The 9,801-nt window shown below is 54.7% G+C and carries 11 protein-coding genes; 7 read left to right on the forward strand and 4 right to left on the reverse strand.

Annotated elements, in window-relative coordinates; genetic code table 11:
- The 3 genes from HZR20_RS14210 to HZR20_RS14220 all read right to left on the reverse strand — a co-directional run.
- On the reverse strand, positions 1–271 hold a 271-nt coding region (locus HZR20_RS14210; protein WP_220132801.1), incomplete at its 3' end, for a hypothetical protein.
- A 36-nt stretch (positions 272–307) separates the two neighbouring features.
- Positions 308–802 (reverse strand): hypothetical protein, encoded by a 495-nt coding sequence (locus HZR20_RS14215; RefSeq protein WP_181687405.1) that lies wholly within the window; start codon positions 800–802, stop codon positions 308–310.
- A 51-nt stretch (positions 803–853) separates the two neighbouring features.
- Complete coding sequence (locus tag HZR20_RS14220) at positions 854–1,375, reverse strand: hypothetical protein (RefSeq protein ID WP_181687406.1); 522 nt, start codon at positions 1,373–1,375, stop codon at positions 854–856.
- Positions 1,376–1,596: 221 nt separating this feature from the next.
- Between HZR20_RS14220 and HZR20_RS14370 the strand changes: the two genes are divergently transcribed.
- From HZR20_RS14370 to HZR20_RS14255, 7 genes are all read left to right on the forward strand, one after another.
- Positions 1,597–1,968 (forward strand): pilin, encoded by a 372-nt coding sequence (locus HZR20_RS14370; RefSeq protein WP_258560463.1) that lies wholly within the window; start codon positions 1,597–1,599, stop codon positions 1,966–1,968.
- Positions 1,969–1,994: 26 nt separating this feature from the next.
- Positions 1,995–3,083: a hypothetical protein gene (locus HZR20_RS14230; RefSeq protein ID WP_181687407.1), complete on the forward strand. Its 1,089-nt coding sequence runs from the start codon at positions 1,995–1,997 to the stop codon at positions 3,081–3,083.
- Positions 3,080–4,057, forward strand: a complete 978-nt coding sequence (locus HZR20_RS14235; RefSeq protein WP_181687408.1) for a hypothetical protein — start codon at positions 3,080–3,082, stop codon at positions 4,055–4,057. The genes HZR20_RS14230 and HZR20_RS14235 overlap by 4 nt, the downstream gene beginning before the upstream one ends.
- Before the next feature lie 366 nt (positions 4,058–4,423).
- Positions 4,424–5,254, forward strand: a complete 831-nt coding sequence (locus tag HZR20_RS14240; RefSeq protein ID WP_181687409.1) for an ATP-binding protein — start codon at positions 4,424–4,426, stop codon at positions 5,252–5,254.
- Positions 5,251–6,228 carry a hypothetical protein gene (locus HZR20_RS14245; RefSeq protein ID WP_181687410.1) on the forward strand — a complete coding sequence of 326 codons (978 nt, stop codon included), beginning with the start codon at positions 5,251–5,253 and terminating at the stop codon, positions 6,226–6,228. Before HZR20_RS14240 ends, HZR20_RS14245 begins: the two co-directional genes overlap by 4 nt.
- Entirely contained in the window at positions 6,225–8,132 is a 1,908-nt protein-coding gene (locus HZR20_RS14250) for a type IV secretory system conjugative DNA transfer family protein (RefSeq protein WP_181687411.1), read from the forward strand. Before HZR20_RS14245 ends, HZR20_RS14250 begins: the two co-directional genes overlap by 4 nt.
- Positions 8,125–8,535, forward strand: a complete 411-nt coding sequence (locus tag HZR20_RS14255; RefSeq protein WP_181687412.1) for a hypothetical protein — start codon at positions 8,125–8,127, stop codon at positions 8,533–8,535. The genes HZR20_RS14250 and HZR20_RS14255 overlap by 8 nt, the downstream gene beginning before the upstream one ends.
- Here the strand turns inward: HZR20_RS14255 and HZR20_RS14260 are convergent.
- Positions 8,532–9,801, reverse strand: a 1,270-nt coding sequence (locus HZR20_RS14260; protein ID WP_181687413.1) for a 7-cyano-7-deazaguanine synthase, incomplete at its 5' end; no start/stop codon positions are given. The genes HZR20_RS14255 and HZR20_RS14260 overlap by 4 nt on opposite strands.

The raw sequence follows: 9,801 nt of genomic DNA on the forward strand, positions 1-9,801 counted from the left end.
TATCTGCCAGAGCTAGTAAGAAAAAGGAGATTGCGGTCCCGACGATAGAGGCCAGCACCAGGTAGTACCAGTTCTTGTCTATGTACATCTCTTCTACAAGGATGTATGCTCCATCTCCTTTCTCGATGCTCCATTCGAATCTTGTTTCGAATCCCTCTGAATCATATACGCCTGAGAGGGAGGAAGAGTCAAACTCTATCTCAGATTTGTCGCTCGCCTGTTCAAGCTTAGATTTAATCCCCCGCCTGTCAAGCCCCGTAATCTCGGTCACATTCCGGTTCTGAAAGATGAAGGACGTCATGCTGATTCAGAAAAACCTCGGTGTCTGATCCAGCGAACCGTCCCAGGCGTCAGAATCCGAGACCCAGACATCGAACTGGCTATCTGTCAATACATAGCAGGACTTCTTATCGCCCTCCGCCATATCACTGTGATACACGAAATGCAGAAAACCAGTCACAGGTAGCTCTATCTCATCGATTAGATCGCTTTTGACTCCGGTTCCCCTGACCCCCTGGCTGCTATCATAGAACACCTTGGGAATCGTCAAACCGTACTTGCTGTTCCCTTCTAAAAACTTGGTAGATACCCCGGTATACTCGTAGTCCTCTTCATCAAGCCGGTTATGCGTAACAATCAAGGTCTGAGAGATATCATTGAAATACCAATCTACTGAACGATTCAGAATCAGGATCTCTTCTTCGCGGAAAACCCTGTCCGGAACCCTAGCGTATTTCGTATCTCCGTCGTCCTTGATCTTGGATATCCCTGCGTGGTTCCAGTCGTGATCTGCCTCCGACATAGAGGAGAGGCATCCACGCACAGGGCTTAATCGTTTTCGTGTGCGCGTGGGTTACTGGTATTCCCTCAGTACGTTGACCACGTCGTCGTTGAGTTGCTGGGTCTCTCGGGAGGCTTCACTGGCAACATCCAGGCTTTCTTCCAGCACGTCTCCATCCCAGTCCAGTGGGACGCTGACACCCATAATGCGTCTTGGATTGACCTCTTCCGTATCCAAGTAATCCGCTTCATACCCATCTACAACTGACTCATAGGCCTCCTGAATTTCTTCGCCAAATGAGTCTTCGTATGGATCTGTTTCTTGGTTGCCGTCCAGCGGTTGTTCGATACTCCCTGTTGCTGCTTTGACCGGTTCAAAGGCGTGTGGAACGGTCAGGTACAGGGTTGCATCTGTTTCTACATGGTCAAATTCTGCTTCCATCTGCCTGAATTCACTCGCTTCCTGAGCTATATTTCCTTGCGTCGAGACATTGTTAGAAGAGAATACCCAGTCCGAATGGCCATCGAACTGCTGAATTAGGTCGTGGAAGTATTCTTGACTGTAGTCGTCGGGATCAAAATCTTCTGGTTTCATACTATCACCATAGTTACTTATAAATAACAAATCTTTTATATTTTAACTGTGGTCGCGCCATGACGGAGAAAGAATACCGCCAGGAATGAAGGACTAACCTCCGATCGAAGAATCTTCTAACAACTCGGGAATCTTCCAAAATCCACGAAACCACCCGAATCTATGGGTTTCTTACCTTCCGAGAAATCCTGAATACAACTCCAGGTCAATTCCAGGCTGCAATGCCAGCCAGGAACCAACCTGCACGGCGCATCGTGCGAAAAATCACAGCCATAACCGCCTCCGCTCTCATATGGATTCAGCCCGCCGCAGCCGCACCGAACGCCACGGAAAGCTGCTCAACGCCATCATCTCTGACGCCTCTGATGGATCTGTTGAATTCGCTTACCGAACTCGCCTACATCGCGGGGATCGGCATCGGAACGGTCGGCTTTATGATCGCCGCTGTGATGATTATGATGCCTGGAGAGGATTGGACGCGGAGGGGGAAGAAGACGTTTAAGAACGTCTTCATCGGGGTCATACTCCTGCTGTCGGCCCACATGATAGTCGGCTACCTCACCAGCGAGCTAGGCACCGCCGTGTGCACATGACCCTGCGTACGCGCCTATCCGCGTCCATGGTCTCCGCTATCTTTCTTCTGTCGAGGCCTGTAGCTGCGCAGTCCGACAGTACTCATGACAGTGACGACGATACAATCGTCAATATCGACCTCGACGGCGTGATAGAGGCGATAAACGAATTGAAGGACGCGATACTAGACTTCACCGAGAACTGGGACGGCACATTGCAGGACCTACTGATCGAGGTCCTCTTCGGCCCCTTCAAACACATGGCGAAGTTCATGGCCTCCCAGATCTCCTCAGCCCTACTCCACGCCCCGCCGGTTACCGGGAACCCTGCCATCAACGAGATATACACCCAATCACTGGCAGTTACCTTCCTCGTCGCGACTCTCGTGTTCATGATCGCCGGCATCCTCTACATGATCGGCCCGGTCCTCGGCGTGGGCTACAGAGAAGTCCGGATGATCATCCCACGAGTGATCGTCGCACTCGTCTTCGCAACGGTCGCTCTCCCACTCCTCCAGTACATGGTCGACTTTTCCAACACACTGGTTATTGCGTTCAAACCGGATGCCTTCGACGCCACCCTAAACGAGATATACGGACTGCAAGCCTCCCTAATACTCGTCTACTTCATCAACGCATGGCTTCTCCTGGCAGTAGCCCTGATATTTGTACTCAGAGCCGTCTATATCATCTTCGTCGCCGCTATCAGCCCGTTAATCGCGTTGTGCTGGAGCCTTCCACGGGCAAAACGGTACGCGGACTCACTCATCGCCGGCTGGTTCACCGCCCTGGCAATGGGGCCGCTCGATATGATCGTCTTCAAGCTCGCCCTCTCACTGATGGAAGGAGACTACTTTACCGGCATCAATGACATAGCATCCTGGCTCCTCGGAGTCGGAACCCTGATACTTCTCGTCTGGGTTCCCTACCAGCTCTACGGAGCCAGCCAGTCCGCCGTCGGCCAAGCCTACGCAGTCGCCGGCGACGTCAAAACCCGTGTAGAAAAACACCAGAGGAAACAGCGCCGAGTCGAGCGGCAACAACGGTTGCAGCGTCACCGACAGCGACGGAACAGCGGTAGGCGAGCAGGACGGAACATGCCGGGCTACCGGAATCCGGGGGGTGGCCAGGGATGAACATCCGGATTCCAGGCGACCTCAACGTCTCCCTGAAGCTCTTTGGCCAGATCGGTATCAAGGACGTGTTCCGCCTGTCCATGCCTGCCGCAGCCGGACTCCTGCTTGGAAACTTAGTGCTGATCGTCGTAGGAGTCGTGGCCGGGACCGCCTGGTGTTTCTGGAAACCGTACGACCGGCCTCTCGACTCCCATCTCTACCACGCAGTCCGGTGGCTCTTCGGAAGGAAAACCGTCGACGGCAGCGATGTCGGCACCCTGGAAACACATGAGTTCCACCAGTCGATCGACGACGGGAAGATCGCGACGGACAGCGGAACGCTCGCCGCCGTAATCCAGGTCGAACCCACCAATCTCGATCTGAAGACCGGGGCGGAACAGGCCGCGATACACAGCATCTACGAAAACCTGCTGGAAACCATCACCTTCCCGATCCAGGTTCACACACGGCAGCAATCCCTCAACCTCGACGAATATATCGAAGGCATCGAGCAACGGGAAGCCGAAGACGCCGTCCTGAAAGGCGACTACATCAAGTACCTCCGAAAGATCGGCGAAAAAGACCTCAACCGGACCCGCCACTACATCATCATCCACACCGACAGTGGCGAACACACCCTCTACAAACTCCTGGAGGAACACTCAGAGACCTTCCCTCACCTCGAAAAGGTTCTCGACCGGTTGACCAGTCCCGAAGAACTGGAACAGACAGCAGCCAGTGAACTCGAACGCCGAACCAGAGAAGTCATCCAAGGCCTCGAAACCAACGAACTCTCCACGAAACGCCTCGAAAACGAGGAGCTCGCCGACTTCGCCCGAGAAGCCGACTCCAGAGACCCACAGGCAACACCAGGCTGGGCCGATTCCAGCGACACGTACAGACGCAGCATCGCCATCACCGGCTACCCGAAGTCCGTCGACCTCTCCTGGCCGCTCGAAGCAATGAGAATCCCGGGCAAGACCAACGTCGTCTAGGTCATCGAACCCGCCGACTCAAGGAAGACCGCGAAGAAGCTACAACGGCTCTCCGAGAAACTGAACGCCGAGATAGACTCGCTGCTCGCAGGCGGACACACAGGCACCAACAAACTCGAATCACTCCTAGAAGACACCGAATGGTTCCTCGACCTGTTAGCCGACCGGGAAAGCCAGCCCGTCGAATACAGCAGTTACATCGATGTCCACGGATCCAGCCAGGAACAGACACAGAACACTTTCGACAAGCTCTGCAACCGGCTGACCACAATCGGCTTCGAATACGCCCAGCCATTCCTGCGAACCGATCAGGCCTACAAAACCGTCTCCCCGCTCTACAGAGACTTCCTCCAGCACTCCCAGCTAATGCCGGCATCCAGCGCCGCCGCAGGCTTCCCCTTCGCCACCCAGAACACCGAGGAATCCGGGGTCGTCTACGGCGTCGACGTATACGACGGGACGCCCATCCTCCTTGACCGGTTCCATTGGAGCTCCCATTCGATGGCACGGATGGGAATGGTCGGCTCCGGGAAGAGCTACGCCGCCAAGATCGAACTGCTCCGGGCCGCCCTCATCTACGACGAACTGAAGATCATCGTCCTCGACCCGAAACAGGAGTACCAGAGACTCGTACGAACCCTCGACGGCGAAGTACAGACGCTGGATGAAGAAACCAGCTACAGCTTCGACAACGACGTAACCGGACTCACCGTCGAGGAACGCGGCCAGAGAGACAACGTCGAACTCCTGATCGAGGCAGTCGAACAGATTTACAGCAACGTCAGCCAGGACAAGCGGAAGACTCTCGTCATGATCGACGAGGCCCGCATCCTCCTCAACGAAGAGGAAGGCCGACGCATCCTGAACCAGTTCGTACTCGAGGGCCGGGACACCAACACCGCGGTCACCCTCATCACGCAGAACGCCTCCCACTTCACCCACAGCCGGGAAGGCCGGGAAATCCTCGACAACATGCCCGGCAAGATCTTCATGCGACACGACCGGGTTCCCCAGGACGTCGTCGACTACTTCGAATTATCCGACCGGGAGAAACAGGAACTGTTCGAACTCAACACCGGCACCGACTCAGACTACAGCGAAGCCCTAATCCGGGTCTCCGGACAGCTCAACACCCGCTTCAGAGTCGAATCCACGCCACAGGAACACGCCTTGATCGACTCCGGAGGTGAATCATGAATCCGGTAACTAGACTCCTCCCCAGCCACACTGAGATCAGCGAACAACAGGCCGAAAGCCTGTCCCAGGACCTCCACGACAGCTACCCGGTCCAAGTACTGCCGCCCGGAGACAGGTCCTGCCCCGAGACACTCAACGAGACAATCAAAGGACTGCTCGAACTCCAGAGCGACTGGCTCGGCCTCCGAAACGCGTCACCGACCACCGCCTATGAAATCACGAGAACCACGACAAACAAGCTGAAACTCCGGTTCGTCCTCCCGACGAAACGCCTTGAACGCAAACTCCGCACACACCTAAAAAACGAAGTCCCCGACGTCGAATTCCGGGAAGGAAGAACCAGTCTCCCAGTCCAGGACGGAGACGAACTCGGCGGCGGCCTCCTCACCACAGGACGAGCAGACTGGTATCCACTGAGGACCGACTTCGACCAGCCGCCGGCAAACAGCATCGCCGCGGCACTTCACCGCCACGCAATGCAGGACACCCGGTTCCTGATACAGGTCCTGTTCCAGCCCGTCCACGGCAACCCGGTAAAACGCTGGTACTGGCGTAGAAGAGCCTACCAACGCCGAAACTACCTCCGGAAAGAGAAAGAATCCTTCTGGGGAACAATCTCCCCTACAAAGCGGGAGAAACGCCAGGCCGACGCCGTAGAACAGAAAGCCGGGACCACACGGTTCCACACCTCAATACGCCTCCTGATCATCGGAGCCGGAGAGTACACGCCAAGCCGAGTGAAAGAACTGGCCGGAGCATTCAACACGTTCGAAAACCCGGAGACCGGCCAGTACCTCGACGCAGTAACCCTCAACACCCTGTTCCCCTCCCGAATCTACCGGTTCGCCTCCGCAGTACATCAACGAGATTTCAACGGCTACCACAGACGGTTCCAAACCTCCATCCCCGAACTCTCCGCCCTCGTATCGGTTCCCGACCGCAACCAGGCCAACATCGAAACCAGTCAACTATGAACCCGGAAGACGCACGCAAACGGATCAAAAGCACCGCCAAGATCAAGACCACGTACCTCGGCAGCCGGACCAGCACGCTCGGCGTCGAGGAAGACATCGAACTCGGGGAAGACAAACGGTTCACGCACGTACTCAACGTCGGCCCGACAGGCTACGGGAAAAGCCAGCTCCTGCTACACGTCGCACTCCAAGACGCCTACAAAGACAACGGCTTCGCCATCATCAACCCGAAAGGCGGCCTCATCGACGAACTCATCGCCAAACTCCCCGAAAAACGGCTCGACGACGTAGTCTACATCAACCCGGCCCAGGAACCCGTCACCCCGATCAACGTCTTAGAGCCACAGATCACCGAGGACATGAACCGGGCGCAACGGGAGAACCAGAAAGAGATCATCGTCTCCGACCTCATCGACCTGTTCAAACGCCAGAGCGAGAACTGGGGCGACCAGTTCGGACGCGTCCTCGAAACCCTGCTGCGTGCACACCTCGACCTCAACATCAAACAAAACGAGTCGAAAACCTTGGTCGACGTCTTCCGCTGCGTCATCCAGGACGAACCCCTCACCGAACTCATCGACCAGACACAGGACTCAGTCATCCGCGAACAACTCGTCCGGGTCAAGGAGGACATGACGAGCTACGAGATGGAGCCGTTGCAGCGCCGACTGAACGACTTCGTGATGAACCCGACCATCCGCCGGGTCATCGGAGCCGAAGAAAGCGGCCTCGACTTCCGAAAAGCCGTCAACCAGGGAAAGATCGTCCTCATCGATATTCAGAAGGGAGAGGTCGGCGGCACCGTCTCCGAACTCGTCGGCAGCATCGTCATCACCAAGATCTGGGCCGCGGCACAGAGCCGGATCACACAACCCGTAGAACAACGCACCCCGTTCTTCCTCTACGTCGACGAACTCCAGAACTTCGCAGGCGAAGGCAGCAACTTCACCAAGATACTGTCAGAGGCCAGGGAGTACCGTCTCGGCTGCTGGCTCGCCACCCAGTACCTCCACCAGCTCTCCCCGGAGATGCGGAGAGCCGTCGCCAACAACTGCCGCACAAAGATCTGCTTCAACCCCTCCGGCAGCGAAGACGTCAACCGCTTATCCTCAATGCTCCAGGGCGTCGACAAATCCACGCTCACCAGCCTGGGAAAGTACCGGGCCGCACTCCAGAAACCCTCAGAGAAAGACCAGAGGAACAGCGTCGTCTTCGACACCTACCCACCCTGGGACACCGACCACAGCCAAGTAGAAAAAATCAAAGAGGAGAAGGCCGCCGCCACAACCGGGAAAACCACGCTCGAACTCGAACAAAGCCTCGGCAACCAGGCCAACGCCGGCAACGAAAAACACCAGGAACTCCTGCAAAAAGCCCAGCAACACCTCGAAGACAAGGGCTTCACCGTCAACCTGCTGTACCAGGACCAGGGCGACGAAAAACCGGACGGCCGGGTCATCCTCGACGACAAAGTCGCACACCTCGAAGCCGAACACAACACCCTCACCAAACCCGGAAAAGTCCTCAAAAACCTGCGCAGAGGATTTGAACAAGACAGAGAGGTATTCTTCGTCGTCGAAGACGGCAAAGCCGCGAAACTCGAAAACATCGTCTCCGACCCCGTCAACAGGAGAGGCTCAGAGTACGAAAACCAGCAAGGCAGCTACAGCTACTACAAAATCGACGGCGAACCCGTAACCGACGTAGAAGAACTGCGGGAAGCAGACTACCGCATCCTCGAACTCGATGGCGACCAGTTAGAGGAACAGGAAGACATCGGACAGGAATGCCCCGAACTGGAAAACCAGGACAGGGAAGACCTGGAACAGTTCTGCCTCTACCGCGAAGACTCCGGATTCTGCACCGCCCTCGAAACACCCTGCGTCCTAAACAGCGATGACTGACGTACAACTCCGGGACAAAGACCGCGTCGTCCTCCAACAAATCCAAGAAGGCAGAGACGACGTCCAGAAAATCACCGAAGCCACCACCCTCGAAAACCACCACATCACCTACGCCTTCCAGAAACTGGAGGATCTAGAGCTCGTAGAAGTATCGAAGCCTGAAGGAATGGTCGAACGAGTCATCAACGGGCAAAAACGGGTGTTCCAGGCACCGAAGAAAGCCAAGCTGACAGAGAAAGGTAAAGAGTACCTGGAACACACGGAACAAGAGGATAAAGACGAGTACGAAAACCTGAGTCATCGGGAACTGATGGAGAAGGTCCACGGACTCGAAGATCAGATGGATGAGTTAGAGCGAAAATTCGAAGTGTTCCGAAATCAGATCTTGGATAAGATCAATTAGTTGTCTGGGAGTAGCGTCTGGATAGTTGGGTTCTCGTGCGCCACTATTCCAAGCGCATCTACGAAGTTCTCTGCAAAACCATGGTGCTGATCATAGACTGGTTTATCCAATAGCTCAGGATACTCGCTGGCCAATTGCTGAGGACTGTCTTCCAGAACCCGCCTACAGAAGAATGCTATCTCAGCAATTCCTTTGAAGAACACTTCTGGACTGCTCGCAGACGGATTCAACCCATCTTCTGAGACATCAAAATCAATAGACTGTCGTTCAAAGTCTGCCTCCAATAACGCATTATACTCAGAAAGCTCGCCTAACGGGATTTCATGGTCGCTCGCGATAATCCCTATATTCCTGATCAGACAAGGGATACATAGCCCACAGTTGTTCCCCCTGGTCCATCTCGAATGAGGGCAGGAAACCGTCTGCTTGACTACCTCTGTATCGGGAACCTTCTCTGTAATCTCGGTCTTGGTCAGGTCTCGGAACGGATTTTCAACTTCTAAAGGCTGCTCCAGAACGGTTGAGAGTATTTCATTGAAGTATGCGAGGAACTGCGGTGAGACGGTACGGGTCGTCATCCAGCCATCGGAGAGGATCAAGAACCGCGCCATAATCCCGTTCTCGAAACAATGTATCTCGTCCGTTCCTACTGCTAAGGCTTCAGCAACCGCGAAACTCAGATGCAACAAGCCGCGAGAGAACTGCGTGTATTCTCTACTTCTGTCGGATGCTATTCGATAAGCCCGATGGTTAATACCGGCTTGGTCTGCGATGTTCTCAGCTTTTGACCTAACCCCTTGTCCATAGTTCACGGTAGTATGGACAGAGTCGATACCTTCCGACTTGTTATGATATATCCCTGCTGCGCTGTCTAAACCATCCGAAAGAAGACCGACAGCATCGATACTACTCTGAGTTGATACTTCTCCCACTGACTCTACCGGAGCTATCTGGTGGAATTCGTATTCCACGATATCGTGAGTCATGTGAGAAACCATCTCTGAATAGAGTTGTTCCACTTCTCCAGTCGCTAACCCAGGTGAGAGAACAGGGATTTGAAGCTTGATATTCCGGGTTTCGAGAAGACTATCGTCAATATTCTTCTCATCAATGTCCACCCCACGATTTGAAGCCTTGTCAGCGGCGAAAGTGGCAGTTGCAATCTCCAACATATCCAGCACAATATCCGGGACCTTACTAGAGAACGATTCCTGAGTTATCGAATGATCATACTTGATGTAATCCCAGTCTTCAGAAGGCCTTCTT

It is taken from the genome of Halorhabdus salina (genome assembly GCF_013839425.1).
Lineage (GTDB): Archaea > Halobacteriota > Halobacteria > Halobacteriales > Haloarculaceae > Halorhabdus > Halorhabdus salina.